Origin of the sequence: Roseovarius sp. MBR-6, from assembly GCF_040547525.1 — a bacterium.
Lineage (GTDB): Bacteria > Pseudomonadota > Alphaproteobacteria > Rhodobacterales > Rhodobacteraceae > Roseovarius.
In genome coordinates this window covers 1-24,488 of sequence record NZ_JBEPPW010000010.1, presented here as the reverse complement: position 1 = coordinate 24,488, position 24,488 = coordinate 1, and the positions used below count along the sequence as shown (strand labels likewise).

The 24,488-nt window shown below is 64.5% G+C and carries 28 protein-coding genes; 17 read left to right on the top strand and 11 right to left on the bottom strand.

The features are described from left to right. Positions 1-4 precede the first annotated feature (4 nt). From ABIE57_RS12980 to ABIE57_RS12955, 6 genes are all read left to right on the top strand, one after another. Complete coding sequence (locus tag ABIE57_RS12980; RefSeq protein ID WP_502950135.1) at positions 5-1,486, top strand: UDP-N-acetylmuramoyl-L-alanyl-D-glutamate--2,6-diaminopimelate ligase; 1,482 nt, start codon at positions 5-7, stop codon at positions 1,484-1,486. Further along, positions 1,483-2,919, top strand: a complete 1,437-nt coding sequence (locus tag ABIE57_RS12975) for a UDP-N-acetylmuramoyl-tripeptide--D-alanyl-D-alanine ligase (RefSeq protein ID WP_354539455.1) — start codon at positions 1,483-1,485, stop codon at positions 2,917-2,919. Before ABIE57_RS12980 ends, ABIE57_RS12975 begins: the two co-directional genes overlap by 4 nt. Beyond that, positions 2,919-4,001, top strand: a complete 1,083-nt coding sequence (gene mraY, locus ABIE57_RS12970; protein WP_354539454.1) for a phospho-N-acetylmuramoyl-pentapeptide-transferase — start codon at positions 2,919-2,921, stop codon at positions 3,999-4,001. The genes ABIE57_RS12975 and mraY overlap by 1 nt, the downstream gene beginning before the upstream one ends. Before the next feature lie 180 nt (positions 4,002-4,181). Next, positions 4,182-4,655: a hypothetical protein gene (locus tag ABIE57_RS12965; protein WP_354539453.1), complete on the top strand. Its 474-nt coding sequence runs from the start codon at positions 4,182-4,184 to the stop codon at positions 4,653-4,655. Positions 4,656-4,724: 69 nt separating this feature from the next. Beyond that, complete coding sequence (locus ABIE57_RS12960; protein WP_354539452.1) at positions 4,725-5,303, top strand: nitroreductase family protein; 579 nt, start codon at positions 4,725-4,727, stop codon at positions 5,301-5,303. Beyond that, positions 5,300-6,001, top strand: coding sequence for an EI24 domain-containing protein (locus tag ABIE57_RS12955; protein ID WP_354539451.1), 702 nt, complete (start codon positions 5,300-5,302; stop codon positions 5,999-6,001). Before ABIE57_RS12960 ends, ABIE57_RS12955 begins: the two co-directional genes overlap by 4 nt. On the opposite strand, the gene ABIE57_RS12950 is transcribed toward ABIE57_RS12955, so the two are convergent. After that, a complete protein-coding gene (locus tag ABIE57_RS12950) occupies positions 5,973-6,251 on the bottom strand; it encodes a DUF1467 family protein (RefSeq protein WP_354539450.1) in 279 nt (92 codons plus the stop codon). The genes ABIE57_RS12955 and ABIE57_RS12950 overlap by 29 nt on opposite strands. Next, positions 6,251-6,655, bottom strand: a complete 405-nt coding sequence (gene mce, locus ABIE57_RS12945; RefSeq protein WP_354539449.1) for a methylmalonyl-CoA epimerase — start codon at positions 6,653-6,655, stop codon at positions 6,251-6,253. The genes ABIE57_RS12950 and mce overlap by 1 nt, the downstream gene beginning before the upstream one ends. 147 nt (positions 6,656-6,802) lie before the next feature. Between mce and ABIE57_RS12940 the strand changes: the two genes are divergently transcribed. Further along, positions 6,803-7,504 (top strand): response regulator, encoded by a 702-nt coding sequence (locus tag ABIE57_RS12940; RefSeq protein WP_354539448.1) that lies wholly within the window; start codon positions 6,803-6,805, stop codon positions 7,502-7,504. Positions 7,505-7,509: 5 nt separating this feature from the next. Here the strand turns inward: ABIE57_RS12940 and aspS are convergent, their stop codons facing one another. Beyond that, a complete protein-coding gene (gene aspS / locus ABIE57_RS12935; protein ID WP_354539447.1) occupies positions 7,510-9,540 on the bottom strand; it encodes an aspartate--tRNA ligase in 2,031 nt (676 codons plus the stop codon). A 351-nt stretch (positions 9,541-9,891) separates the two neighbouring features. Here aspS and ABIE57_RS12930 point away from each other — a divergent pair, with 351 nt between their 5' ends. Together ABIE57_RS12930 and gap are read left to right on the top strand one after the other, a co-directional pair. Beyond that, positions 9,892-10,035: a hypothetical protein gene (locus ABIE57_RS12930; RefSeq protein ID WP_354539446.1), complete on the top strand. Its 144-nt coding sequence runs from the start codon at positions 9,892-9,894 to the stop codon at positions 10,033-10,035. 91 nt (positions 10,036-10,126) lie between these two features. Beyond that, positions 10,127-11,128, top strand: coding sequence for a type I glyceraldehyde-3-phosphate dehydrogenase (gene gap, locus ABIE57_RS12925; RefSeq protein ID WP_354539445.1), 1,002 nt, complete (start codon positions 10,127-10,129; stop codon positions 11,126-11,128). Between the two features lie 3 nt (positions 11,129-11,131). Here the strand turns inward: gap and coaD are convergent, their stop codons facing one another. The 3 genes from coaD to ABIE57_RS12910 form a co-directional block, all read right to left on the bottom strand. After that, positions 11,132-11,623, bottom strand: coding sequence for a pantetheine-phosphate adenylyltransferase (gene coaD, locus ABIE57_RS12920; RefSeq protein ID WP_354539444.1), 492 nt, complete (start codon positions 11,621-11,623; stop codon positions 11,132-11,134). A gap of 64 nt (positions 11,624-11,687) precedes the next feature. Beyond that, the gene (locus tag ABIE57_RS12915; RefSeq protein ID WP_354539443.1) at positions 11,688-12,122 is read right to left on the bottom strand and encodes a CBS domain-containing protein; all 435 of its coding nucleotides are present in this window, start codon (positions 12,120-12,122) and stop codon (positions 11,688-11,690) included. 61 nt (positions 12,123-12,183) lie between these two features. Continuing rightward, a complete protein-coding gene (locus ABIE57_RS12910) occupies positions 12,184-13,077 on the bottom strand; it encodes a LysR family transcriptional regulator (RefSeq protein ID WP_354539442.1) in 894 nt (297 codons plus the stop codon). Between the two features lie 104 nt (positions 13,078-13,181). Between ABIE57_RS12910 and ABIE57_RS12905 the strand changes: the two genes are divergently transcribed. Together ABIE57_RS12905 and ABIE57_RS12900 are read left to right on the top strand one after the other, a co-directional pair. Then, positions 13,182-14,681, top strand: coding sequence for a CoA-acylating methylmalonate-semialdehyde dehydrogenase (locus tag ABIE57_RS12905; RefSeq protein ID WP_354539441.1), 1,500 nt, complete (start codon positions 13,182-13,184; stop codon positions 14,679-14,681). Positions 14,682-14,824: 143 nt separating this feature from the next. Beyond that, positions 14,825-15,964, top strand: coding sequence for a carboxylate-amine ligase (locus tag ABIE57_RS12900; protein ID WP_354539440.1), 1,140 nt, complete (start codon positions 14,825-14,827; stop codon positions 15,962-15,964). Between the two features lie 6 nt (positions 15,965-15,970). Here the strand turns inward: ABIE57_RS12900 and cobS are convergent, their stop codons facing one another. The 5 genes from cobS to ABIE57_RS12875 all read right to left on the bottom strand — a co-directional run bounded on the left by cobS (position 15,971) and on the right by ABIE57_RS12875 (position 20,753). Then, the gene (gene cobS / locus ABIE57_RS12895; RefSeq protein ID WP_354539439.1) at positions 15,971-16,957 is read right to left on the bottom strand and encodes a cobaltochelatase subunit CobS; all 987 of its coding nucleotides are present in this window, start codon (positions 16,955-16,957) and stop codon (positions 15,971-15,973) included. Between the two features lie 85 nt (positions 16,958-17,042). Further along, entirely contained in the window at positions 17,043-17,696 is a 654-nt protein-coding gene (locus ABIE57_RS12890) for a Crp/Fnr family transcriptional regulator (protein ID WP_354539438.1), read from the bottom strand. Continuing rightward, positions 17,696-18,568 carry a 3-hydroxyisobutyrate dehydrogenase gene (gene mmsB, locus ABIE57_RS12885; RefSeq protein WP_354539437.1) on the bottom strand — a complete coding sequence of 291 codons (873 nt, stop codon included), beginning with the start codon at positions 18,566-18,568 and terminating at the stop codon, positions 17,696-17,698. Before mmsB ends, ABIE57_RS12890 begins: the two co-directional genes overlap by 1 nt. Further along, a complete protein-coding gene (locus tag ABIE57_RS12880) occupies positions 18,565-19,614 on the bottom strand; it encodes an enoyl-CoA hydratase/isomerase family protein (protein ID WP_354539436.1) in 1,050 nt (349 codons plus the stop codon). The genes mmsB and ABIE57_RS12880 overlap by 4 nt, the downstream gene beginning before the upstream one ends. Beyond that, a complete protein-coding gene (locus tag ABIE57_RS12875; RefSeq protein WP_354539435.1) occupies positions 19,614-20,753 on the bottom strand; it encodes an acyl-CoA dehydrogenase family protein in 1,140 nt (379 codons plus the stop codon). The genes ABIE57_RS12880 and ABIE57_RS12875 overlap by 1 nt, the downstream gene beginning before the upstream one ends. A gap of 286 nt (positions 20,754-21,039) precedes the next feature. On the opposite strand from ABIE57_RS12875, the gene ABIE57_RS12870 reads away from it, so the two are divergent. From ABIE57_RS12870 to ABIE57_RS12845, 6 genes are all read left to right on the top strand, one after another. Beyond that, the gene (locus ABIE57_RS12870) at positions 21,040-21,162 is read left to right on the top strand and encodes a hypothetical protein (RefSeq protein WP_354539434.1); all 123 of its coding nucleotides are present in this window, start codon (positions 21,040-21,042) and stop codon (positions 21,160-21,162) included. Continuing rightward, the gene (locus ABIE57_RS12865) at positions 21,143-21,631 is read left to right on the top strand and encodes a MobC domain-containing protein (protein ID WP_354539433.1); all 489 of its coding nucleotides are present in this window, start codon (positions 21,143-21,145) and stop codon (positions 21,629-21,631) included. The genes ABIE57_RS12870 and ABIE57_RS12865 overlap by 20 nt, the downstream gene beginning before the upstream one ends. Continuing rightward, the gene (locus ABIE57_RS12860; RefSeq protein WP_354539432.1) at positions 21,628-22,923 is read left to right on the top strand and encodes a relaxase/mobilization nuclease domain-containing protein; all 1,296 of its coding nucleotides are present in this window, start codon (positions 21,628-21,630) and stop codon (positions 22,921-22,923) included. The genes ABIE57_RS12865 and ABIE57_RS12860 overlap by 4 nt, the downstream gene beginning before the upstream one ends. 16 nt (positions 22,924-22,939) lie before the next feature. Next, positions 22,940-23,224, top strand: coding sequence for a hypothetical protein (locus tag ABIE57_RS12855; RefSeq protein ID WP_354539431.1), 285 nt, complete (start codon positions 22,940-22,942; stop codon positions 23,222-23,224). A 232-nt stretch (positions 23,225-23,456) separates the two neighbouring features. Next, positions 23,457-23,729, top strand: a complete 273-nt coding sequence (locus ABIE57_RS12850) for a hypothetical protein (RefSeq protein ID WP_354539430.1) — start codon at positions 23,457-23,459, stop codon at positions 23,727-23,729. A gap of 71 nt (positions 23,730-23,800) precedes the next feature. Then, on the top strand, positions 23,801-24,488 hold a 688-nt coding region (locus ABIE57_RS12845), incomplete at its 3' end, for a hypothetical protein (RefSeq protein ID WP_354539561.1).

Genomic DNA, 24,488 nt, shown 5'->3' with positions numbered 1-24,488 from the left:
GCGCGTGGGGCAGATACGGACACTGACAGAGCTTGGCCTGACAGCGCAAGGCGGGCGACAGGCGCGCATCACCGGGCTTGCCACCGACAGCCGCGCGGTGCGCGAGGGGATGCTGTTCGCGGCGCTTCCGGGCACGCAGGTTCATGGCGCGCGCTTCATCGACGCGGCGCTTGCGCAGGGTGCGGCGGCGATCCTCACCGATGCGACGGGCGCACGTCTTGCCGCCGACGCGCTCGGCTTGCATCAGGCGGCGCTTGTCGTGGCCGAGGACCCGCGCCAGACGCTCGCCTTTACCGCAGCCCTCTGGTTCGGCGCGCAACCCGAAACCATGGTGGCCGTGACCGGCACCAACGGCAAGACCTCGGTCGCCACCTTCACCCGCCAGATCTGGGAAGCGCTCGGGCTTGACGCGGTCAATCTCGGCACCACCGGGGTGGAAGGCGCGGTGCGCGCGCCGCTCTCCCACACCACCCCCGAGCCGATCACACTTCACCGCGTGCTGGCCGACTGCGCGGCGCAGGGCGTGACCCATGCCGCGATGGAGGCCTCCTCGCACGGTCTTGCGCAGGCGCGGCTTGACGGGGTGCGCCTCGTGGCGGCGGGGTTTACCAACATCACGCAGGACCATCTCGACTATCACCCCGATTTCGAGAGCTATTTTCAGGCCAAATCGGGCCTCTTCGCCCGCGTCCTGCCCGAGAGCGGCGTGGCGGTGATCAATATCGACGACCCCAATGGCGCGCGCATGGCCGAGATTGCCACCGACCGGGGGCAGGATCTTCTGACCGTCGGGCGCCGCGATGGCGCCGATCTGCACCTTCTCGCGCAACGCTTCGACGCCACCGGTCAGGTGATCCGGCTCGCGTGGGAGGACCGCATCCACCAGATACGCCTTGACCTCATCGGCGGGTTCCAGGCCGAAAACGTGGCGCTCGCGGCAGGGCTTGCCATCGGCGCGGGCGCGGACCCCGCGCGCGTGCTGGCGGAACTGCCGGGCATGACCACGGTGCGCGGGCGGATGCAACTGGCCGCGACGCGCGGCAATGGCGCGGCGGTCTTCGTCGATTATGCCCATACCCCCGACGCCGTCTCGACAGCCATCCGCGCGCTGCGCCCGCATGTCATGGGGCGGCTTGTCGCCATCATCGGCGCGGGCGGTGACCGCGACCGGGGCAAGCGCCCGCTGATGGGACAGGCCGCCGCGCAATTCGCCGATGCGGTGATCGTGACCGACGACAACCCCCGCTCCGAGAACCCCGCCACGATCCGCGCCGCCGTCCTCTCGGGCTGTCCCGGCGCGCTCGAGGTGGGCGACCGCGCCGAGGCGATCCTGCGCGGCGTCGATGCGCTCGGGCCCGGCGATGCACTGCTGATTTGCGGCAAGGGGCATGAGACCGGTCAGGTTATCGGGCAGGACGTGCTGCCCTTCGACGATGCCGAACAGGCCAGCCTCGCCGTCGCCGTGCTTGACGGGGGCGTGGCATGAGCCTCTGGACCGCAGCCGAGGCGGCATTGGCCACCGGGGGCCGAGCCACGGGCGACTGGGCCGCTTTGGGCGTCTCCATCGACACGCGCACATTGCAACCCGGCGATCTTTTCGTGGCGCTCAGCGCGGCACGCGACGGGCATGAGTTCGTGGCGCAGGCGCTGGCCGGGGGGGCGGCGGCGGCGCTGGTGAGCCGCGTGCCCGAAGGTGTCACCGCCGACGCGCCGCTCCTTCTGGTCGAGGACGTGCAAGCCGCGCTCGAGGCATTGGGGCGCGCGGGCCGCGCCCGGATGCGGGGCCGGGTCATCGCCGTGACCGGTTCGGTCGGCAAGACCTCGACCAAGGAGATGCTGCGCGCGGTGCTCTCGCATCAGGGCCGCACCCATGCCGCCGAGGCCAGCTACAACAATCACTGGGGTGTGCCGCTGACGCTGGCGCGGATGCCCGAGGATACCGAGTTCGCCGTGATCGAGATCGGCATGAACCATCCCGGAGAAATCGCGCCGCTCTCGCGCATGGCGCGGCCCCATATCGCGGTGATCACCACGGTCGCCGCCGCCCATCTGGAGGCGTTCGAGAGCCTTGAGGGCATCGCGCGGGAGAAGGCCGCGATCTACGAGGGGCTGGAGCCGGGCGGCGTGGCTGTCCTGAACACCGATATTTCAACCGCCCCCATCCTGCGCGAGAGCGCCGCGCGCCATGCCGCGCGCGTGCTGGGCTTCGGCACGGCGCGGGGCGCGCATCATCGCCTGCTCTCGGTCAAGCTGCATGACGGCGCGACGGTGGCGCGGGCGCGCGCCTGGCGCACGCCGCTGCTTTACAAGGTGGGCACGATGGGGCGGCATTTTGCCATGAACGGGCTGGCGGTGCTGGCGGTGGTGCATCTGCTGGGCCTTGACCGGGCGGTGGCGATTGCCGATCTGGCGCGCTGGTCGCCGCCCGAGGGGCGCGGCACGCGCGAGCGGCTGGTGCTCGATCTGGCCGCCGATGGCATGAGCATCGACCTCATCGACGACGCCTTCAACGCCAACCCCGAATCCATGGCCGCAGCCCTTGAGGTGCTGGCCGCGAGCACCCCGCGCCATGACGTGGGCCGCGTCTCGCAAGGGCGGCGCATCGCCATTCTGGGCGACATGCTGGAACTGGGCGAGACCGAGACGGCGCTCCACGCCGCGCTTGCCGCCCTGCCCGCGATGCAGACGGTGGACGAGGTGCATTGCGTGGGCCCCCGGATGCGCGCCCTCTGGGAGGCGCTGCCCGAGCAGAAGCGCGGGCGCTGTGTCAAGACCGCCGAGGATCTGGCGGCCGAGGCGCATCGCCTGATCGACGCGGGCGATGTGGTGCTGGTCAAAGGCTCCAAGGGGAGCAAGGTAAGCCTTGTCGTCGCGGCGCTGCGCCGCGCGGGCCGGGGCATGGAAGAGGAACGCGGGTAATGCTCTACTGGCTGACACTGTTCTCGGACGGGGGCGATATCTTCAACCTTTTCCGCTACATCACCTTTCGCGCGGGCGGCGCTTTCCTGACCGCGCTGGTGTTCGGCTTTATCTTCGGGCAACCGCTGATCAACGTGCTCCGCCGCCGTCAGGGCAAGGGCCAGCCGATCCGCGAGGATGGCCCTGCGACCCATTTCGCCAAGGCCGGCACGCCCACCATGGGCGGGCTCCTGATCGTCGGCGCGCTGGTCACCTCGACCCTCTTCTGGGCGCGGCTTGACAATCCCTATGTCTGGCTCGTGCTGTTCGTCACCCTCGGCTTTGCGATGATCGGCTTTGCCGATGATCTCGCCAAGGTCTCCAAGGGCAATGTGAAGGGCGTGCCGGGCCGCGTGCGGCTTGCCCTGGGCTTCGCCATCGCGCTCGTCGCAACGCTCTGGGCGGGGTATCACCACCCCGACGCGCTGCAAAATCAACTGGCCCTGCCGGTGTTCAAGGACGTGCTGCTGAACATGGGGGTTTTCTTCATCCCGTTTGCGATGTTCGTGATCGTGGGCGCGGCCAATGCCGTCAACCTCACCGACGGGCTGGATGGGCTGGCGATCATGCCGGTGATGATCGCCTCGGCCACGCTTGGCGTCATCGCCTACACGGTGGGACGGACGGACTTTACCGAATATCTCGGCCTGCATTACGTGCCCGGAACCGGCGAGATCCTGATCTTCGTCGCGGGCCTGGTGGGCGGCGGCCTCGGCTTTCTGTGGTATAACGCCCCGCCTGCCGCCGTCTTCATGGGCGATACCGGCAGCCTGGCGCTTGGCGGCGCGCTCGGGGCCATCGCGGTGGCCACAAAGCACGAGCTGGTTCTCGGCATCGTCGGCGGGCTCTTCGTGGTCGAGGCGCTTTCGGTCATCATCCAGGTGCTCTATTTCAAGCGCACCGGCAAGCGCGTGTTCCTGATGGCACCGATCCACCACCATTACGAGAAAAAGGGCTGGGCCGAGCCGCAGATCGTCATCCGCTTCTGGATCATCGCGCTCATCCTGGCGATCATCGGGCTGGCGACGCTGAAACTGCGATAGCAGGCACCTGTCCGGCCGTGTCGTGACACGCGAGGCTTTCGTCACACGCCCCGAGCGCGCGCGCCGTCCGGTGCCTCTTACATCCCTCGCCGCCATGTGACTTGCGACCGCAGGACCAAGCCATTAGGCAAGGCACGCTGGTCAACCGGCCAGCGACGCGAAACACCCGAGGGAACACCGATGGACGCACGGCTCCGCCTTACCCCGCAGGACCGGCTCGACGGTCTGGCGCTCTTGATCCTGCGGCTGGGGCTGGCGTGGTTCGTGTTCCTCTGGGCCGCGCACAAGATCATTACCCCCAAGCAATATCAAAGCCTTGCGCGGCATTTCGACGGGGTCGACGTGAGCCTGGCACAGGTCTACGCGATGGGGGGCCTGCAAATCGCGCTTTGCGGGCTCGTGGCGCTCGGGGTATTCCGCTATTTCAGCTATGGCAGTTTGCTCTTGATGCATTTTTTCACCGTCACCCGCCGCTGGGAAGGGTTTTTCGACCCCTTCGCGCTCAACGATCGCGGCTTTCCGGTGAACCGCAATCAGGTCATCGACCTTGCGGTGCTGGGCGCCTTCATCGCGCTCGTGCTGCTCGTCCGGCGCGACCATTTCAGCATCGGCGGCTGGCTGGCCCGCCACGACAGGGCGCGCTGGTGGATGTAATCCACACCGGGGCTTGACCCCGCGCGCGCGGTTGCCGACATGGGAGGGGCAACAGATGCGAGAGAGCCGATGCCCGATCCCAACCCCGCCGCGCTGACATTCCTGCAAACACGCCGGTCGCGCCCGGCCAAGACGCTTGGCCTGCCGGTGCCCGACCGCGCGGCGCTTCTGCCGCTTCTGGTGGCGGCGCTGCGCGTGCCCGACCACGGCAAGCTGGAGCCCTGGCGCCTTGTGGTGCTGGAGCGCGCGGCGCTGTTGCGGCTGGCGGCGCTCGTGCCCGAGGTGGGCGCGCGGCTGGCGCGCGCGCCCGAGGATACCGCCAAGCAGGAGGCCCAATTCGCCGAGGCGCATCTTGCCGTGGCGGTGATCGCGTCGCCGAAACCCTCCGAGAAGATTCCCGCCATCGAACAGACCTATTCGGCCGCCTGCGTGGCTTACGGCCTTCTGAGCGCGGCGCTGGCGGCGGGCTGGGGGGCGAACTGGCTGTCAGGCTGGGCCAGCCATGACCGGGGCTTTGCCGAGGCGGCGCTCGGGCTCGCAGAGCATGAGACCATCGTCGGTTTCATCCACATCGGCACCGAGACCGCCGCCCCCCCCGAACGGCCGCGCCCCGATCCCGAGGCGGTGATCACCTGGATGACAGAATGATTTTTCCGGCCTTCCTCAAGACACTCGGCCAGACCGGCGACCCGCGCTTTCGCCGTGTGCTGCTGCTTGGTATCGGGCTGACACTGGCCCTGCTTGTTGCGGTCTATGCAGGTGTGCTCTGGCTCATTCAGGCGACAGTGGGCGACAGCACGGTGCTGCCGTTCATCGGCGAGGTGACATGGGTGGGCGACCTGCTGAGCGGCGCGTCACTGCTGCTGATGATGATCCTTTCGGCCTTTCTCATGGTGCCGGTCGCCTCGGCCATCACCTCGATGTTTCTCGACGAGGTGGCGCAGGCGGTGGAGGATCGCCATTACCCGTCCCTGCCGCCCGCGTCGCCCGTGCCGCTTGGCGAGGCGCTCAAGGACACGGTGAATTTCCTTGGCGTCATCATCGGCGCGAACCTTCTCGCGCTCATCCTCTACGTGATCTTCACGCCGTTCGCTCTTTTCATCTTCTGGGGTCTGAACGGCTATCTTCTGGGGATGGAGTATTTCCAACTGGCCGCCATGCGCCGCGAGGGGCGCGAGGGGGCGCGTCAGTTGCGCAGGAAACACCGCCTGACGATCTGGGCGGCGGGGGTGCTCATGGCGATGCCGCTCTCGCTGCCCTTGGTGAACCTGGTGATCCCGGTGCTGGGGGCCGCGACCTTCACCCATATCTACCATGCTATCCGGCGGCAGGGCCCATCCGGTTGAACAGGTCGATATCGCGCACCGAGATTACGCCCGACAGGATCACCCAGGCCGCGATGGCCCAGAGCACGGCAGCAATCCCGGAAGTAATCCACGCCTTTTTGCGCAGGTGATGATGCTCCGGCGCACCGGCCTGCGTGCCGGGCACGATCCGGCCCAGATCGCCCTGCGTCTCTATGCGGATCGGCAGCACGATGAAAAACGTCAGGAACCAGATCACCACATAGAGCACGATGGCCGAGGTGACACCCATCAGACCTGCTCCAGTTCCACAAGGCACCCCTGAAAATCCTTGGGGTGCAGGAACAGAACCGGCTTGCCATGCGCGCCGATTTTCGGCTCGCCCGTGCCCAGCACCCGCGCGCCGCTGGCCAGAAGGTGGTCGCGCGCGGCGATGATGTCCTCGACCTCGTAGCAGACATGGTGAATGCCGCCCGAGGGGTTCTTGTCCAGAAACCCCTTGATCGGGCTCTCCTCGCCCAAGGGATAGAGCAGTTCGATCTTGGTATTGGGCAGGTCTATGAACACGACCGTGACCCCGTGGTCGGGTTCGTCCTGTGGCGCGCCGACCTTTGCGCCGAGCGCATCACGATACTGTGCGCTTGCGGCCTCGAGATCGGGCACGGCGATGGCGACATGGTTGAGACGTCCGATCATGGGGCGCTTCCTTCTGGCTGGTCTGGCGGGGTTATGGCGCGGGCGCGGGCCGCTTTCAAGCGGCAGGGCGCCGCAGAGGGCCATTAACCCCGCGTTCATCATGAGCGGGCAAGCTGGGGGCGTTCTCGTCCCGAAAGGAGCCCTGCGATGATCGACCCGGATACGCGCCCCCGCCCCTGCGCCACCCTGCCCGCCCGTCCCCTTCTGGGGCTGACGGTGCTGGTGGTGGAGGACAGCCGCTTTGCCTCCGAGGCGCTGCGCCTGATGTGCCTGCGCAGCGGCGCGCGCCTGCGCCGCGCCGACAGCCTGCGCGCGGCGCATCGGCATTTGCAGGTCTACCGTCCCTCGGTGATGATCGTCGATGCGGGGTTGCCGGATGGGTCCGGCCTCGATCTGATCAGGACCATGAGCGCCGCGCGCCCGCGCATCTCGGTGATTCTCGCGACGAGCGGCGATGTCGGGCTTGGCGGCGCGGCGCGGCGCGCGGGCGCGGACGGGTTCCTGCCCAAGCCGATGGTGCGGCTGGCGGAATTCCAACAGGCGATGCTGCGCCACCTGCCGCCGGACCGCTGCCCGGTCGGGCCCTATGCGCTGTCACAGGAACGCATCACGCCCGATCGCCTTGCCTATCGCGACGACCTCGAGCATGTCCACGCGGTGCTGGCCGCCCGCCCCGGTGCGGCGGCGTTGTCCTATGCCGCGCAGTTCCTCATCGGCGTGGCGCAGGCGGCGGGCGATCCGGCGCTGGCACAGGCCGCAAGCGGCCTGACCGGGCACGGACCCGAGGCGGGGCTGGCGCATGTCATGGGCCTGATCGAGGCGCGGCTGGCCGAGCCGGTGGCGATCTGAGCCGCTTACGCCTGCGGCAGCACCCGCAGGCCAAGCTCCATGAGTTGCTCGGGCGTGGGATCGGAGGGCGCGTTCATCATCAGATCCTCGGCGCGCTGGTTCATCGGGAACATGATCACCTCGCGGATGTTCGATGTGCCCGCCAGCAGCATCACGATGCGGTCGATCCCCGCCGCACAGCCGCCATGAGGCGGCGCGCCATACTGGAACGCGCCCACCATGCCGCCGAACCGCTTGCGCACCTCTTCCTCGCCATAGCCCGCCAACTCGAACGCCTTGAACATGATCTCGGGGCGGTGGTTGCGGATCGCGCCAGAGACCAATTCATACCCGTTACAGGCAAGGTCGTACTGATAGCCCAGCACGCCCAGCGGATCGCCGTCGAGGGCGTCGCGCCCGCCCTGCGGCATGGAAAACGGGTTGTGGCTGAAATCGACGCGGCCGCTGTCCTCGTCGCGCTCATACATCGGGAAATCGACGATCCAGGCAAAGGCAAAGCGGTCCTGATCGCTCAGCCCCAATTCATCGCCGATCACCGTGCGCGCCTTGCCGGCCACCCGCTCGAACGCCTGCGGCTTGCCGCCAAGGAAAAACGCCGCATCGCCCACGCCAAGGCCAAGCTGCTGGCGAATGGCCTCGGTCCGCTCGGGGCCGATATTCTTGGCGAGAGGGCCTGCGGCTTCGAAGTCACCGAAGTAAGCATTGTAAAGGAGTTCAGCACGACGAACATTACCGTTTTCCAACGCTCTGTTCATTCTATCAACGGCATCGGATTCGATAGTCGCGGCCTCAGACGCTAACCTCGCTAGTTCGGAATAAGCTTCGATAAGGTTCCGAGTTGTGACTTCATCCGGCGTCGCGTCTTCGTCGGGAAGCAGTGAGTTGAGGATTTTCTCTAGAGCACTGACCCTTTCAAGTGCTTCAGTTGTCGCAAACTTGACTTCGCGTTTCCGCCAGAAAATATACCCCATCCCCGGCAGCCCCTCTTTCTGGGCAAACGCATTCATGCGGTCGCAGAACTTGCGGCTGCCGCCCGTGGGCGCGGGGATGGCGCGCACCTCGGTGCCGTCCTGCTCCAGCAATTTCGCGAAGATGGCGAAACCGGACCCCCGGAAATGCTCGCTCACGTCCTGCATTTCAATCGGGTTGCGCAGGTCTGGCTTGTCGGTGCCGTATTTCAAGAGCGCCTCGGCATAGGGGATCTGCGGCCAGCTCTCGGGCGCATCGACCGCCTTGCCGCCGCCGAAATCCTCGAACACGCCCGCGATCACCGGGGCCACGGTGTCGAATACGTCCTGTTGCTCGACAAAGGACATTTCCATGTCAAGCTGGTAGAAATCGGTGGGCGAACGGTCGGCGCGGGGGTCTTCGTCGCGGAAACAGGGTGCCACCTGAAAATACTTGTCGAACCCCGACACCATGATGAGCTGCTTGAACTGCTGCGGGGCCTGCGGCAGGGCGTAGAACTTGCCGGGATGGAGGCGCGAGGGCACCAGAAAGTCGCGCGCGCCCTCGGGGCTGCTGGCAGTGATGATCGGCGTCTGGAACTCGCGGAACCCCTTGTCCCACATGCGTTTGCGGATCGAGGCCACCACGTCGGAGCGCAGCACCATGTTGGCCTGCATCGCCTCGCGGCGCAGGTCGAGATAGCGGTAGCGCAGGCGCGTCTCCTCGGGATACTCCTGATCGCCGAACACCTGGAGCGGCAACTCGGACGCCGCGCCGAGGATTTCCATGTCGCGGATATAGACCTCGACCTCGCCGGTGGGGAGTTTCGCGTTCACGAGGCTCGCATCGCGCGCCTTCACCTCGCCGTCGATGCGCACGCAATATTCGGCGCGCAAGCCGTCCACGGCCTTGAAAACCGGGCTGTCAGAGTCGCACAGCACCTGCGTTACGCCATAGTGATCGCGCAGGTCGATGAAGAGAACCCCGCCGTGATCGCGGATGCGGTGGACCCATCCGGCAAGGCGGACGGTCTCTCCGACATGGGATTTCCTCAGATCGGCGCAGGAATGGCTGCGATATGCGTGCATTTTGGCTCTCCGGGGCCGGGAACGGCGCGGTTCGGGGTTTGTCTCGGGTCCGGGCCGATACACATGGGCAGCGCGGCAAAGTCAAGCCGGGACCGGACCCCGCGAACGGGGAATCGTGTTTGGGAAACGGTGACGGCACGGCAGGGCGACCTCGATTTTGAACGGCAATCCCGATAGGAAGGCCCGCGTTGGGGCGGCCATCCCTTAGCACTCGGGGCAAACCGGTAGGCGACGCGGCGACGGTGCAACCCCATCCGCGACGGCCTTTTCCCTGCACGCCGCTCCCCCGGACGCTTGCGCCGCCATGCCTGCTGGGGCAAGACTGATCGCGGATTTGTCGAAAGGCCGCCCATGACCAACAGGATCGCGCTTGCGCTCGGTGCCATGCTCGTTCTCGCGCTCGGTTATGACATGGCGCGAAACGACATGGCCGGCGCGCTTTTTGTCGCGCGCAAGCTCCTCGATCTGATCGACTGGCTGGCCTTCTGGCGCTGATCACTTTCGTTTTCCAGCAGATTGACAGAGTTGCGTTTTCGCGTATGTTCGCGTCGAATAGTTAGCGCTAACATCCAGAGGAGGCCACGCCATGACAACGACCCTCGCCATCAACGGTTTCGGACGGATCGGGCGGAACGTGCTGCGCGCGCTGGTGGAATCGGGGCGCACCGATCTGCGGATCATCGCCATCAACGATCTCGGCCCGGTCGAGACCAACGCGCATCTTCTGGAATTCGACAGCGTCCACGGCCGTTTTCCCGGCCTCGTCAAGGTGGACGGCGACACCATCGACGCAGGGGCCGGTCCGATCCGGGTGACGGCGCTGCGCGAGCCCGAGGCGCTGCCCTGGAGCGATGTGGATATCGTGCTGGAATGCACCGGTATCTTCACCGAGCGCGACGCCGCCGCGCGTCATCTCCGGAACGGCGCGCGCCGGGTGCTTGTCTCGGCCCCGGCCAGGAACGCCGACCGCACCGTGGTTTACGGCGTGAACCACGCCGACCTGACATCCGACGACATCATCGTCTCGAACGCGTCCTGCACCACCAACTGCCTCGCCCCCGTGGCCAAGGTGCTGCATGAGGTGGTCGGCATCACGCGCGGCTTCATGACCACGATCCACAGCTATACCGGCGATCAGCCGACGCTCGACACCATGCATCGTGACCTCTATCGCGCGCGGGCCGCGGGCCTCAACATCATCCCCACCACAACCGGGGCCGCGCGCGCCGTGGGTCTTGTCTTGCCGGACCTCGCGGGCCGTCTCGACGGCACAGCCATCCGCGTGCCCACCCCGAACGTGAGCGCCGTCGATCTGACCTTCGAGGCCGCACGGGACACAAGCGCCGAGGAAATCAACGCCGCCATCGCAGAGGCCGCCACCGGTCCGCTCAGGGGCATTCTTGACGTGACGGGCCGCGAACTGGTGTCATCGGATTTCAACCACAACCCGATGAGCGCGGTTTTCGCCACCGACCAGACCCGCGTGATGGACGGCCATCTGGTCCGGGTTCTGGCCTGGTATGACAACGAATGGGGGTTTTCCAACCGGATGCTGGACGTGGCCGCAGCCATGGCGGGCGCGGACTGACCCTCAGCCGAATTTCCCGGCCAGCGCCGCCTTGACCAGGGGGGTCACGAATTTCGACACATCCCCGTCCAACCGCGCGATTTCCTTGACCAGCTTCGACGCGATCGCCTGATGGCCTGCGTCCGCCATGAGAAATACCGTCTCGACGGTGTTGTCGAGCGCGCGGTTCATGCCGACCATCTGGAATTCATACTCGAAATCCGCCACCGCGCGCAGGCCGCGAATGATGATCTGCGCACCGACATCATGGGCGCAGTGAATCAACAGGTTCTCGAACGGATGGGCCACGATCTCGGTGCCGGTGAGCTTCGACAGCCCCACACATTCCGCCTCGATCATCGCCACCCGCTCTTCGAGCGAGAAGAGCGGCCCCTTGTCGCGATTGATGGCCACGCCGATCACCAGCCGGTCCACCAGCATCGCCGCGCGCCGAATTATGTCGATGTGACCCAGGGTTATCGGGTCGAAAGTGCCGGGATAGAGGGCGATGCGCATGAGGCGGCTCCGTTCTTGCAGTCGTGTGGCACGCAACAAGATTGCGCGCGCCGATGCAAGCCCCTCAGTAGCCCATGATCATGCCTTCGAGCGCGTTTTTCTCCATCGACAGCTCTTCCAGCCGCGCCTTGACCACGTCGCCGATGGTCACGATGCCCACAAGGCGGCCCTCCTCGACCACCGGCATATGCCGGAAACGGCCATCGGTCATGCGGGTCAGCACCGCGTCGGATGTGTCCTGCCGCGAGCAGCAGACCGGGTTGCGCGTCATCATCTCGCTCACCGTTTCCTTGAGACAGCCCGCACCACGCACCGCCAGCGCCCGCACGATATCGCGCTCCGACAGGATGCCGTCAGGCCGCTCGCCATCGGCGGACACGACCACCCCGCCGATCCGGCGCTCGGCAAGAATGCTGGCAGCCTCCGAGACAAGGGTGTCGGGGGTAACGGTGATCACGCCGCTATCGCCTTTGGATTTCAGAATCTGGTGAACGAGCATGTCGGGACCCTTCCGAAACAAAATGTCGATAACACTAGCGTGATCGACAATAAAATTCCTGTCAAGTCTCGGCCTCCAGTCGCGCAACTTCCGCGCGCAGCCCCTCGACAAGGGCGGTCGCAAAACGGTTCTGCCGCTCCAGCCGCCGGTCATCGGCATGGCGCACGAGGTAAAAGCTGCGCGTGAGCGAAAGCTGATCGGGCAGAACCCTGGTCGCGCGCAGCCAGGGCAACGAAAAATCGTGCAGAACCCCGATCCCCGCCCCCTGCCGCACGAGGTTGAGCTGAACAGCGACCGAATTGGACGCCAGATCCACCCGGCCAATCCCCGCCTCGCTCAGATAATCCAATTCGCGGTCGAAGATCATGTCCTGGATATAGCCGACGATGCGGTGGCCATGCAGGTCCTCGAGCCGGGTGATCGGCGGATGCGCGCGCAGATAGGCGCGCGAGGCCGCCAGATGAAGCCGGTAATCGGTGATCTTCTGCACCGTGAGGCGGCCCGCCGTCGGCGGGCTGACGGCGATGACCATATCCGCCTCGCGCCGCGTCAGGTTGAAGACGCGCGGCAATGCGACGATCTGGATTTCAAGATCCGGGTTCTCCTTGCCGATGGCCGCGCAGACCTGGGGCAGCAGGTAATTGGCGCAGCCATCCGGCGCACCGATCCGGATTTGCCCCGAGAGCCCCCCCGCCTGCCCGCCCAGCTCGGTCGCCGCCTCCTCCATCGCCTGTTCGGCGCGGATCGCGTGGGCCATGAGCCGCGCGCCCGCCTCGCTCAGCGCATAGCCGGTGGGGGATTTGGCGAAAAGCGGTGCGCCAAGGTCTTCCTCGAGCCGGGCGACGCGGCGGCCCACCGTGGCCGGGTCGATCCGCAGCACACGGCCCGCGCCCGACAGGCTTTCCTCGCGCGCGACAGCAAGGAATATGCGGATATCGTCCCAATGCGGCATCATCCCCGCCCCCTTTTGCAGAATTGCAAATCCATAATGGAATCTTGCCTCTTTTTCATCGAGTTTTGCAAGGCTAGGCTTCGCGCGACTTCAGAGGAGGATCCCAGATGCAAGAGCTGACCCATTATATCAACGGTGCCCATGTCAAAGGCACGTCGGGGCGCTATTCGGACGTATTCAACCCCGCCACCGGCGAGGTGCAGGCGCGCTGCCCGCTGGCGTCACCTGCGGAAATGGCGCAGGCCGTTGCCGCAGCCGAGGCCGCGCAACCGGCATGGGCCGCCACCAACCCGCAGCGCCGGGCGCGGGTGATGATGGAATTCGTGCGCCTGCTCAACCGCGACATGGACAAGCTGGCCGAGGCGCTTTCGCGCGAGCATGGCAAGACATTCCCGGACGCCAAGGGCGATGTGCAGCGCGGGCTTGAGGTGGTGGAATACTGCATCGGCGCGCCGCAACTGCTCAAGGGCGAGTTCACCGATGGCGCGGGCCCCGGCATCGACATCTATTCCATGCGCCAGCCGCTTGGCGTGACAGCCGGGATCACCCCGTTCAACTTCCCGGCCATGATCCCGATGTGGATGTTCGCGCCCGCGCTCGCCTGCGGCAACGCCTTCATCCTGAAACCCTCCGAGCGTGACCCCTCGGTGCCCCTGATGCTGGCCGAATTGATGGAAGAGGCGGGCCTGCCCAAGGGCGTGCTTCAGGTCGTCAACGGCGACAAGGTGGCCGTCGATGCGATCCTCGACGATGAGGTGATCCAATCGATCGGCTTTGTCGGCTCCACGCCGATTGCCGAATATATCTACGGGCGCGGCTGCTCCAACGGCAAGCGCGTGCAGTGCTTCGGCGGGGCCAAGAACCACATGATCGTGATGCCCGATGCCGATATGGATCAGGCCGCCGATGCGCTGATCGGGGCCGGATACGGCGCTGCGGGCGAACGCTGCATGGCGATCTCCGTGGCCGTGCCGGTGGGCGACGAAACCGCTGACCGGCTGATCGCGAAGCTGGTGCCGCGCATCGAAAAGCTGAAGGTCGGGCCCTACACGGCGGGCAATGACGTGGATTACGGCCCCGTGGTGACGGCAGAGGCCAAGACGCGCATTCTCGGGCTGGTCGAGAGCGGCATCGCGCAGGGCGCGGAATTGGTGGTGGATGGCCGCGATTTCAAATTGCAGGGCTATGAGGACGGGTTCTTTGTCGGGCCGCACCTCTTTGACCGCGTGACGCCCGAGATGGACATCTACCGGCAGGAAATCTTTGGCCCCGTGCTCTCGACCGTGCGCGCGGGCAGCTACGAGGAGGCCGTGAAACTGGCGATGGACCACGAATACGGCAACGGCACCGCGATCTTTACCCGCGACGGGGATGCCGCGCGCGATTTCGCCAACCGGATCAATATCGGCATGGTCGGCATCAACGTGCCCATTCCGGTGCCTCTGGCCTATCACACCTTCGGCGGCTGGAAAAAATCGGGCTTCGGCGATCTCAACCAGCACGGGCCGGACGCGTTCAAGTTCTACACCCGCACCAAGACCGTGACGGCGCGCTGGCCGTCGGGGATCAAGGAAGGCGGCGAGTTCAACTTCAAGGCGATGGACTGAGCCGGACGGGACAGGAACGGGGGGCCAGCCCCCCGTGACCCCCCGGGATATTTCCGGCCAGAAGAAACCGGTACGCGCCGGTTTTTTCTTGGCAGCCTCCCTAGTGCGGTGTTTTCTGGGACCACTGACGAGGGAGGCTGCCCATGGCGATCACGGCACCGGAGTTCACCATCGGGATCGAGGAGGAATACCTTCTTGTCGATCTTGACAGTCTTGCGCTCGCCCCCGCGCCAGAGGCGCTGATGCGGGCCTGCGCGCAGGAGTTGGAGGGGCAGGTCAGCCCCGAATTCCTGAATTGCCAGATCGAGATCGGCACCAAGCCCTGTGCGACCGTGGCCGAGGCGCGCGAGGACCTGCGCCGGCTGCGCCGCGCCGTGGCCCGGCACGCCAAGGCACACAACCTCGCCCCCATCGCGGCGTCGTGCCATCCGTTCTCGGACTGGCGCGCGCAATCGCATACCGACAAGCAGCGCTATAACGACCTGTCGCACGATCTGGCGGGCGTGGTGCGGCGGATGCTGATTTGCGGGATGCATGTGCATGTGGGGATCGAGCCGCCCGACCGGCGCATCGACCTGATGAACCAGTTCAATTATTTCCTGCCGCATCTTCTGGCGCTGTCGTGCTCCTCGCCCTATTGGCAGGGGCAGGATACCGGGCTCGCAAGCTACCGGCTCACCGTCTTCGACAACCTGCCGCGCACCGGCCCGCCCCCCCGGATGGAAAGCTTTGGAAGTTTCGAGCGCTCGGTTCAGGCGCTCGTGGATCTGGGCGTGATCGAGGATGCCAGCAAGATCTGGTGGGACCTGCGCCCCTCCTCGCGCTTTCCCACCATCGAGTCGCGCATCTGCGACGTGCAGCCCCGGCTGGAGGATGCGCTGACGCTGGCGGCGCTCACGCAGGCACTGGCGCGGATGCTGTGGCGGCTGGCGCTGAAAAACCAGCGCTGGCGCATCTACGACGCATTCCTCGTTTCGGAAAACCGCTGGCGCGCGCAGCGCTACGGGACGACCCATGGGCTGATCGATTTCGGTCGCGGCGAGATCGTGGAGATGGCCGTTCTGGTCGAGGAAATCCTGGAGCTGATCGCCGAGGATGCGGAATTTTTCGGCTCAACCTTCGAGGTCGAGGCCGCGCGCGACATCCTTGACCGCGGCACCAGCGCGGAGAGACAGCGCGCGGTCTTTGCCGCCGCCCGCGACACCGGCCAGACCGAGGCGGAGGCGCTGCAAGCGGTGGTGCGCCACCTGATCGAGGAATACCACGCCGATTGCGAAGGCTGAGCGCCCTCAGCGCACCGTCACATTGGCCGCGCTTTCGGGCAGTTCCTCGTCAAAGCAGCGCTGGTAGAACTCGGCCACGGTCTGACGCTCCAGCTCGTCGCATTTGTTGAGGAAGGTCAGCCGGAAGGCGTAGCCGACATTGCGGAAGATCGTGGCGTTCTGCGCCCATGCGATCACGGTGCGCGGGCTCATCACGGTCGAAAGCTCGCCATTCATGAAGGCGGTGCGCGAGAGATCGGCGACCGTCACCATGCGGCTGATGGTCTTGCGCCCTTCGGCGGTGTTGTAGAGCGGGTTCTTGGCCAGAACGATGGCGGTTTCGGCGTCATGGCTGAGATAGTTGAGCGTGGCCACGAGGCTCCAGCGGTCCATCTGGCCCTGGTTGATCTGTTGGGTGCCGTGATAGAGGCCGGTGGTGTCGCCCAGACCAACCGTATTGGCGGTCGCAAAGAGGCGAAAGAACGGGTTCGGCGTGATCACCTCGTTCTGATCGAGCAGCGTCAGCTTGCCGTCGGCCTCAAGCACGCGCTGGATGACGAACATCACATCGGCGCGGCCCGCGTCGTATTCGTCAAAGACAATAGCGGTGGGATTGCGCAGCGCCCAGGGCAGGATGCCCTCGTGAAACTCGGTCACCTGCACCCCGTCGCGCAGCTTGATCGCGTCCTTGCCGATGAGGTCGATCCGGCTGATATGGCTGTCGAGGTTGACGCGCACGCAGGGCCAGTTGAGGCGCGCCGCCACCTGCTCGATATGGGTGGATTTGCCGGTGCCGTGATAGCCCTGGATCATCACGCGGCGGTTGTGGGAGAAGCCCGCAAGGATGGCCAGCGTGGTGTCGGGATCGAATTTATAGGTCGAATCGAATTCAGGCACGCGGTCGGTGCGGGTGGCAAAGCCCTTCACGATCATGTCGGTGTCGATACCGAAGGTCTCGCGGACCGGGATTTCCTCGGTCGGTTTCGCATTGATGTCGATGGTGCCGTCCGCCATGTCGCCCTGGTCCTTCAGATCGCGTGGTTTTGTCTGTGCCGTGGTGCAACATATCGCGGGCAAGGGCAAGGGGAAGGGGCGCGCCCTAGTCCGCAAGCACCGCGATCTCGCCAAGCGCCTCGGCATCCACGATCCGCACCTGCCCGCGTGCCAGCGCCACGATCCCGCGCCGCGCCAGCGCATCGAGCCTGCGCGAGACCACCTCGCGGGCGGTGCCGATCATCACCGCCAGTTCGGCATGGGTAGCGGCAACCACGCCGCCCTTTGCGCGCGCCAGAAGACAGGCGGCAAGCCGCGTCTCGACCCGCTGGAACGCCACCCGGTCAAGCAAGTGCATCATGGATTGCAGCCGCGCAGCGAAGGCAGCGAAGACGAAGCCGCGAAAGGCCGGGGCCTCGTCCATCAGGCGCAGGAACAGATCGCGCGGCACCAGAACGATTTCCGAGGCTTCGCGCGCCACCGCCTCGCCGGAATAGTCCTCGCCGCCCATCAGGCCGAGGGTGGATTGCACGCAGCTTTGCCCCGGCACCACCTCGTAGAGCAGGATCTCGCGGCCCGAGAGCCCCGTGAGATAGACATCGACCCGGCCCCGGAGCACGATGACGAAACCCTTGACCGTCTCGCCGGGGCGAAAGAGCACGGCACCCTCGGGCACCTCCATCGGGGTGAGCCGGTCAAGCGCCGCCGCTGCCGCGCCCTCGACCGGCGGCAATGCCGTGGCGCGGGCGCGCCAGCCCATCAGCCGCGACCGCGCGTCTCGAATCGCGGCAGCATGGCCGAGAAATCGCGGCCCTTGCCGCCCTCCTCTTCGACGAATTGCGCGTAAAGGTCGCGCGCCGCGCGGCCCATCGGCGTGTCGGCATCGGCGGCCTCGGCGGCCATCTGCGACAGGCGCAGGTCCTTGAGCATCAGTTCGGCGGCGAAGCCGGGGGTGTAACCGTTATCGGCGGGCGATTTGGGGCCGACGCCCGGCGCGGGGCAATAGGCGTTCATCGACCAGCTATAGCCCGAGGAGGTGCTCACCACGTCGAACATCGCCTGCCGGTCCAGCCCCAGCTTGTCGGCGAGCGCAAAGGCCTCGCAGGTGGCGATCATGGTCACGCCAAGGATCATGTTGTTGCAGATCTTGGCCGCCTGCCCGTTGCCGGACGGGCCGCAGTGAACCGCCTTTTGCCCCATGATATCAAAGAGTTCTCCGGCGATGTTAAAGCCATCCTCGCCGCCGCCCACCATGAAGGTGAGCGTGCCCGCCGCCGCCCCGCCGACGCCGCCCGAGACCGGCGCATCGAGCGCGTGAAGCCCCGCCGCCACCGCCTCTGCCGCCACATCGCGGGCCGATTGCACATCGACGGTCGAGCAATCAAGCAGCACCGCACCCTTGTCCATCGCCGGGATCACCTCGGCCGCCACACGGCGCAGGATATCGCCATTGGGCAGCATGGTGATGACCACCGCCGCGCCCTTTGCGGCCTCGGCGGCATTCGTGGCGGCACTCACCCCCGCGGGCATGGGGGCGGCCAGGTCAAAGCCTGCCACCTCGTGCCCGGCCTTGGCGAGATTGGCCGCCATCGGCGCGCCCATATTGCCCAGCCCGATAAATCCGATCTTCATGGCGTTTCCTCCTCCAGTGTCAGGGCGTCCTTGCCCAAAGGCCGCAGCATCTGCGACACCGCATAGCCCGGCAGGCCATCAAGCCCATGTTTCCATTGCGGTTTGCGGTCCTTGTCGATGATCGCGGCGCGGATCCCTTCCAGAAAATCGCCCTGCTCCATGGCACGATAGGTGAAACGGTATTCAAGGCCAAGGGCGCGCACGATATCCGCCGAGGGACCGCGCAGCCGGTGGATCATCTCGACCGCGCAGGCCATCGAGAGGGGGGAGTTGCGCGCCAGTGTCTTGAGCGTGTCGCGGGCGAAATCACTGTCTGCGGCGCGCAGGGAATTGACGATGTCGTGCAACGTCTCACCGCCGAAATGCGCGTCGACCTGGGGACGGAGCGCGCTCAGCCCGCCTTGCGGCGCGGCCTCGCCCAGCTCGGATATGGCCTCGGTCGTGCCGGTTTCTAGAAGGCGTCCGGTCAGGTCAGGCCACTTCAAGTTAGGTATGTAAACATCTGCAAAACCTGCAAGTATTGCGTCCGCAGCTCCCATCCGCGTGCCCGTCATGCCCAGATATTCGCCCAGCCGCCCCGGCGCCCGCGCGAGAAGCAGCGAGCCGCCCACATCCGGCACGAGGCCGATGCCGCATTCGGGCATGGCGATCTGCGTGCTCTCGCAGACCACCCGGTGCGAGCCGTGGCAGGAGACGCCCACGCCGCCGCCCATGACGAACCCCTGCATCAGCGCCACATAGGGTTTCGGATAGCGCGCGATTTTCGCATTGAGCCGGTATTCATCCGCCCAGAACCGCCGCCCATAGGCGAAATCACCCGCGCGGCCCGTATCGTAGAGCTGCTGGATATCGCCGCCCGCGCAGAACGCGCGATCACCCTCGGCGTCGATCAGCACAAGCGCCACACCCTCGTCGTCGCGCCAGTCGTCAAGCGCCGCCTCGATGGCCATGGCCATGTCATAACTCAGCGCATTCAAGGCCTTGGGCCGCGTCAGCGTGATCCGCCCCGCGCGCCCCTCCTTGCGGATATGGATATCGCCGCTCATCACGCGCTCAGCATCTGCCGCGCCACGATGAGGCGCATGATCTCGTTGGTGCCCTCGAGGATTTCATGCACGCGCAGATCGCGCACCAGCTTCTCGATCCCGTAATCGGCCAGATACCCGTAACCGCCATGCAGTTGCAGGCACTGGTTGACGATGCGTGATCCGGCCTCGGTCACGAATTTCTTGGCCATGGCGCAGAACTTGGTGGCGTCGGGCGCGTCGGTGTCGAGCTTCCACGCCGCCTGCCGCAGAAAGGTGCGCGCCGCCTGAAGCTCGATCTCCATATCCGCCAGCCGGAATTGCAGCGCCTGAAACTGGTCGATGGATTTGCCGAACGCGCGGCGCTCGGCCATGTAGGCCAGCGTCATGTCGATGGCCTGCTGCGCCGCGCCAAGCGAGCAGGCCGCGATGTTGAGCCGCCCGCCATCCAGCCCGTTCATCGCATATGTGAAACCTTTTCCCTCTTCACCAACCAAATTCGCCGCTGAAATGTTGCAATTGTCAAACTGCACCTGACGGGTCGGCTGCGCCCTCCAGCCCATCTTGTCCTCCAGACCACCAAAACTCAGCCCCGGCGTGCCATCCTCGACATAGACGGTCGAGATGCCCTTGGGCCCGTCGCCACCGGTGCGCACCATGACCACATAGGCGTCCGAATAGCCGCCCCCCGAGATGAAAGCCTTGGTGCCGTTGAGGGTGTATCCCTCGTTGGTGCGCTCGGCGCGGGTGCGCAGCGCGGCGGCGTCCGAACCCGATCCCGGCTCGGTCAGGCAATAGGCGAGCACGGTTTCCATGGTCATCGCCTTGGGCAGCATACGCGCCTTCATCTCGGGGCTGGCGAATTTGTCGATCATCTTGGCGCACATGTTGTGGATCGACAGGAACGCCGCCACCGCCGGGCAAGCCATGGAAAGCGCCTCGAAGACAAGCGTCGCGTCAAGCCGCGTGAGGCCCGAACCGCCCGCCTCCTCGCTCACGTAAAGCCCGCCGAATCCAAGCGCGCCGATCTCTGGCCACAGCTCTTTCGGGATGGTGCCCGCCGTTTCCCATGCGCGGGCGTGGGGCGCGATCCGCTCCTGGCCAAAGGCGTGGGCCATGTCGAACATGGCGGTCTGTTCCTCGCTGAGGGCAAAATCCATCGGTGGCTCCTGGTCGTTGAATTGAACGCTTGTTAATTTCCAATTCTTGCGGGAATGTTGCAAGGGGATATGTCGCCAACCCTGAAGCCTGACCGTAGCGTGACAGCGAAGCTTGAACAAGTTTACAGGCTGTCTGGTATCTACGAACTTCATCAAAACCGGATGCGACACGCTGTTCGGTCATGCGCGCTCTGTGCGCCGAACGAAGATCCGCGCAGGCCCTGGCCCGACGCGTGCACGGCACCCATGGGGTCAGCCAAACCGTTCCGGTTTCGAAAGGGAGAGAATGGTGCTGCTTGAAAGAGAAAGTTTGAACTCTCTTTTCGAGACTTTGCAAGAGTGGGAACGCCATCTCGCGCATTTAGACCTTGACGGTCTGGAGCGCGACCATGACGAAACTGTCTTATGATTTCAATGGTTTGGCGAACTGGTGTCCTTCAGGCGAAGCCCCGCCTGAGAAACCGGCTCCCAAGCAGCCAACACCGCAGAAGCCGACGCCCTTCTCGCTGCGCCTGAGCTTTGATGAGCGGGCGCGGCTGGAGCAGGATGCCTCCGGCATGGCGCTTGGGGCCTATATCCGCGAGCGCCTGTTTGGCGATGATGCTGCGCCGCGACAGAGGCGCGGGCATTTTCCGGTCAAGGATTATGCCGCCCTTGGGCGCGTTCTGGCCGCTCTCGGTCAGTCCCGGCTGTCGAATAATCTTAACCAGCTCGCCAAGGCGGTGAACACGGGCTCGCTGCCCGTCACGCCGGAGACCGAAGACGATTTAAGGCAGGCGTGCAAAGATATTCAGGCGATGCGGCGCGATTTGCTGATCGCGCTCGGCCTTCAGGAAACGGGAACCGGCTCGAAAGCAGGGCCGGAGTTGAAGCCATGATCCTCAAGGCCAAAGAACGCGGCGACGGCGCACAGCTTGCCCGTTACCTGCTCTCAATGCGGGATAACGATCATATCGAGCTGCATGAGGTGCGCGGCTTCGTTGGCTACGATCTGATGTCTGCCTTCCGTGAGGTTGATGCCATAGCAAAAGGCACACGCTGCGAGAACTATCTGTTCTCGGCCAGCCTCAACCCGCCAGGCGGCGAAACCGTCACAACATCCGATTTCGAGAATGCCGCCGATGAGGTCGAGCGCAAGCTCGGCCTAGAAGGCCAGCCCCGCGCCATCGTCTTTCATGAAAAGGACGGGCGGCGACACGCCCATGTCGTCTGGTCGCGCATTGATGCTGAACACATGCGGGCGATCAACCTGCCGCACTACAAGATGCGCCTGCGTGACGTGTCGCGCGATCTGTTCCGCGCTCATGGCTGGGAAATGCCCAAGGGGCTGCGCGACTGGCGCGAACGCGATCCTCTCAGCTACACGCGCGAGGAATGGCAGCAGGCGCGGCGCGTCGGCCTCGATCCCAAGGAACTCAAGGCGCTGTTTCAGGAATGCTGGAACCGCTCGGATTCCGGCACGGCGTTCGCCCAGGCACTCAAGGAACGCGGTTTCACTCTGGCGCGCGGTGATCGGCGCGGCTTCGTCGCTGTCGATTATCGCGGCGAAACCTATGCGGTGGCGCGGCAGACTGGCGTGAAAACCAGAGAAGTTGCCGCCCGCCTTGGCGACCCCGAAGCCTTCCCTTCGGTCGATGAAGCGAGGACCTACATCGCCGCCCGCATGTCGGAACGGATCAAGGGCTTTATTCGGCAGGCAGAGCTGGAAGCCGGACAGGGCCGCAAGGCGCTGGAAGCCGAGCGCACCGAACTGGCCGCCCGGCACCGGAAAGAACGGCAAGCGATAAAGGAAGCGCATGAAAAGCGCTGGATCGCCGAGACCAAGACGCGGGCGGAACGGCTACCGCGCGGGTTTTCGGGTATCTGGCAGCGCCTGACCGGCAAATACAGCAAGATCAAACAGCGCAATGAGCGCGAAGCATGGGCGGCGCTCAAGCGCGACCGCGCCGAACGCGACAACCTGATCGCCAGCCAGCTCGATGAGCGCCGTACGCTGCAAGAGCGGATTCGGGAGCAGCGTGAACGGCAACAGGCCGATCTGCTCCTGCTGCGTGAGGATGTTACCCGTTATCAGGACATGGCTCTGCAAGAAAGGCAAGAGCCGGAACGCGATGGGCGCAAGGAGCAACGCCAGCGCGAAAGAACGCGGGATCGCGGATTTGAGCGATAGAGAAAGGAGATTCAGAATGAACAAGCCCGACGGGATCACCTATGTCCCGCGCCGTGTCTATGATGCGGCGCGGCGGCTCGAAGCGGCGTGCGCGCGCGTCGGCTGTCCCTCGCCGAATGGCGTGGCCGAACACCGTTCGGATTTCCGGCCAACGCGGGAAGGCCGCATGTTCTGGCGGCAGGTTTGGCTATTCTTGATGGAAGAGGACTGTATCCCGCCGGGCTACGTCATCAAATTTGTCGTGGTCGATAATCCGGCTCTTGAGCGCCTCTGCTCGGTGACGCCGAGACAGCTGAACTGACAACGGCGCACCACCGAAAAACTTTGGGAAAGCGCGCAAAAAGGCACCTTTTTGCGCGGCTGCCGTACGGGGCGCTTCACACGAGCGTTTCAGCGGAAAATTTCGTAACTTGTGGATATTTGAGGAATTTATTTCAGATTTTAACGATTAAACAACCAAATATTGCTACGCTAAAACTTGATTAAAAAGGTGGGATATTGCCATGCGAAAACTTGCTTTATTGTTCACTGTCTTGACGTTTGCGGTGTCCACTGCGCCTATCGTCGCACACGCACAGGATGACGAATCGCCGGACTCAGGCACACAGGCTCAGACACGGATCGAAGCCGATCCAGAGACGCATGAAATTCGCTTCTATGTCGAGGGTAATTTGGCCGCCGTTCTGAAAGGCGATGGCCTGCATGTTCGAAATAATGTGCAGTTTGGTGGAACAGTCTTCGATAGTGGGGAAAATTTTCACTTCCAGAAAGGGCGATCAAAAAATGATCGTAAAAATATTCATTAAGGCACGTCCTGATAATCTATTTAGTAAAAACATAAACTCTCCCAAACACAATAGTGTCGAAAGAAGGGAAAATGAAAATAAAAGCAAATATCACTCTCTACGTAAGATTACTTATTATATTTTTAACCTTTTTTCTTCCCTCTTCTTTCGCTTATTCGCAAGATTATCAGCCTGGAGATTCCTGCACTGTGGCCGATGACGGTCGATATATGCTTAGCGGTGGCCCTGAACTTAGCGGCGTTGGTTACATGCTTGTCTGTGACGGCACTCAATGGCTGAAGGTTTTTAGCTTCGATCGTGACAGTTTTTTCAGACCTCAGTTTGTGAACCAAAACTCATGCCAGAACGGCGAGGTTCTAACCTATCATTCGGCCTCCGGGGGCCTTCATTGCGACCCGTGCTCCCTCGACCCAGCACCTGGTGAGGCCTGTAGCGACGGCACATACTTCCTTGGCGATATTGGCGCGGGGCCGGTTTATGCAACAGATGCAACATTTCAAGGTAACGAAACCTGGAATGACGGCAACACGAATTATTCCACTACAGGCGCGACAAGCGTCACTGATGGAGAGGCTAACACGGCAATTCTCGTAACAGAAGATTCTGATGATGTAACGGCAGGCGTACAGCCTCATGAGGCAGCGATCTATTGTGACAACCTAAGTGTCACATCCCGGAAGGTAGTATGGCTTCTTCCTGAACAACTGCGGCTTGAGTTTGTGCCAGTCCTTCATCGCCTGCAAGGGCGACCTGCTGCCC

Excerpts from the sequence above, each read along its gene's own strand:
- cobS (WP_354539439.1), bottom strand. The coding sequence starts at position 16,957 with ATGGCGGACGGCACCATCGACATCAATGCGAAACCGACCGAGGAAATC.
- ABIE57_RS12960 (WP_354539452.1), top strand. The coding sequence starts at position 4,725 with ATGCCCGATCCCAACCCCGCCGCGCTGACATTCCTGCAAACACGCCGG.
- ABIE57_RS12915 (WP_354539443.1), bottom strand. The coding sequence starts at position 12,122 with ATGCTCGTTCACCAGATTCTGAAATCCAAAGGCGATAGCGGCGTGATC.
- ABIE57_RS12860 (WP_354539432.1), top strand. The coding sequence starts at position 21,628 with ATGATCCTCAAGGCCAAAGAACGCGGCGACGGCGCACAGCTTGCCCGT.
- ABIE57_RS12855 (WP_354539431.1), top strand. The coding sequence starts at position 22,940 with ATGAACAAGCCCGACGGGATCACCTATGTCCCGCGCCGTGTCTATGAT.
- ABIE57_RS12910 (WP_354539442.1), bottom strand. The coding sequence starts at position 13,077 with ATGATGCCGCATTGGGACGATATCCGCATATTCCTTGCTGTCGCGCGC.
- ABIE57_RS12865 (WP_354539433.1), top strand. The coding sequence starts at position 21,143 with ATGACGAAACTGTCTTATGATTTCAATGGTTTGGCGAACTGGTGTCCT.
- ABIE57_RS12955 (WP_354539451.1), top strand. The coding sequence starts at position 5,300 with ATGATTTTTCCGGCCTTCCTCAAGACACTCGGCCAGACCGGCGACCCG.
- mce (WP_354539449.1), bottom strand. The coding sequence starts at position 6,655 with ATGATCGGACGTCTCAACCATGTCGCCATCGCCGTGCCCGATCTCGAG.
- ABIE57_RS12880 (WP_354539436.1), bottom strand. The coding sequence starts at position 19,614 with ATGAGCGGCGATATCCATATCCGCAAGGAGGGGCGCGCGGGGCGGATC.
- ABIE57_RS12905 (WP_354539441.1), top strand. The coding sequence starts at position 13,182 with ATGCAAGAGCTGACCCATTATATCAACGGTGCCCATGTCAAAGGCACG.
- mraY (WP_354539454.1), top strand. The coding sequence starts at position 2,919 with ATGCTCTACTGGCTGACACTGTTCTCGGACGGGGGCGATATCTTCAAC.
- gap (WP_354539445.1), top strand. The coding sequence starts at position 10,127 with ATGACAACGACCCTCGCCATCAACGGTTTCGGACGGATCGGGCGGAAC.
- ABIE57_RS12950 (WP_354539450.1), bottom strand. The coding sequence starts at position 6,251 with ATGGGTGTCACCTCGGCCATCGTGCTCTATGTGGTGATCTGGTTCCTG.
- mmsB (WP_354539437.1), bottom strand. The coding sequence starts at position 18,568 with ATGAAGATCGGATTTATCGGGCTGGGCAATATGGGCGCGCCGATGGCG.
- aspS (WP_354539447.1), bottom strand. The coding sequence starts at position 9,540 with ATGCACGCATATCGCAGCCATTCCTGCGCCGATCTGAGGAAATCCCAT.
- ABIE57_RS12875 (WP_354539435.1), bottom strand. The coding sequence starts at position 20,753 with ATGGATTTTGCCCTCAGCGAGGAACAGACCGCCATGTTCGACATGGCC.
- ABIE57_RS12975 (WP_354539455.1), top strand. The coding sequence starts at position 1,483 with ATGAGCCTCTGGACCGCAGCCGAGGCGGCATTGGCCACCGGGGGCCGA.
- ABIE57_RS12965 (WP_354539453.1), top strand. The coding sequence starts at position 4,182 with ATGGACGCACGGCTCCGCCTTACCCCGCAGGACCGGCTCGACGGTCTG.
- ABIE57_RS12900 (WP_354539440.1), top strand. The coding sequence starts at position 14,825 with ATGGCGATCACGGCACCGGAGTTCACCATCGGGATCGAGGAGGAATAC.
- ABIE57_RS12930 (WP_354539446.1), top strand. The coding sequence starts at position 9,892 with ATGACCAACAGGATCGCGCTTGCGCTCGGTGCCATGCTCGTTCTCGCG.
- coaD (WP_354539444.1), bottom strand. The coding sequence starts at position 11,623 with ATGCGCATCGCCCTCTATCCCGGCACTTTCGACCCGATAACCCTGGGT.
- ABIE57_RS12890 (WP_354539438.1), bottom strand. The coding sequence starts at position 17,696 with ATGGGCTGGCGCGCCCGCGCCACGGCATTGCCGCCGGTCGAGGGCGCG.
- ABIE57_RS12940 (WP_354539448.1), top strand. The coding sequence starts at position 6,803 with ATGATCGACCCGGATACGCGCCCCCGCCCCTGCGCCACCCTGCCCGCC.
- ABIE57_RS12870 (WP_354539434.1), top strand. The coding sequence starts at position 21,040 with ATGGTGCTGCTTGAAAGAGAAAGTTTGAACTCTCTTTTCGAGACTTTG.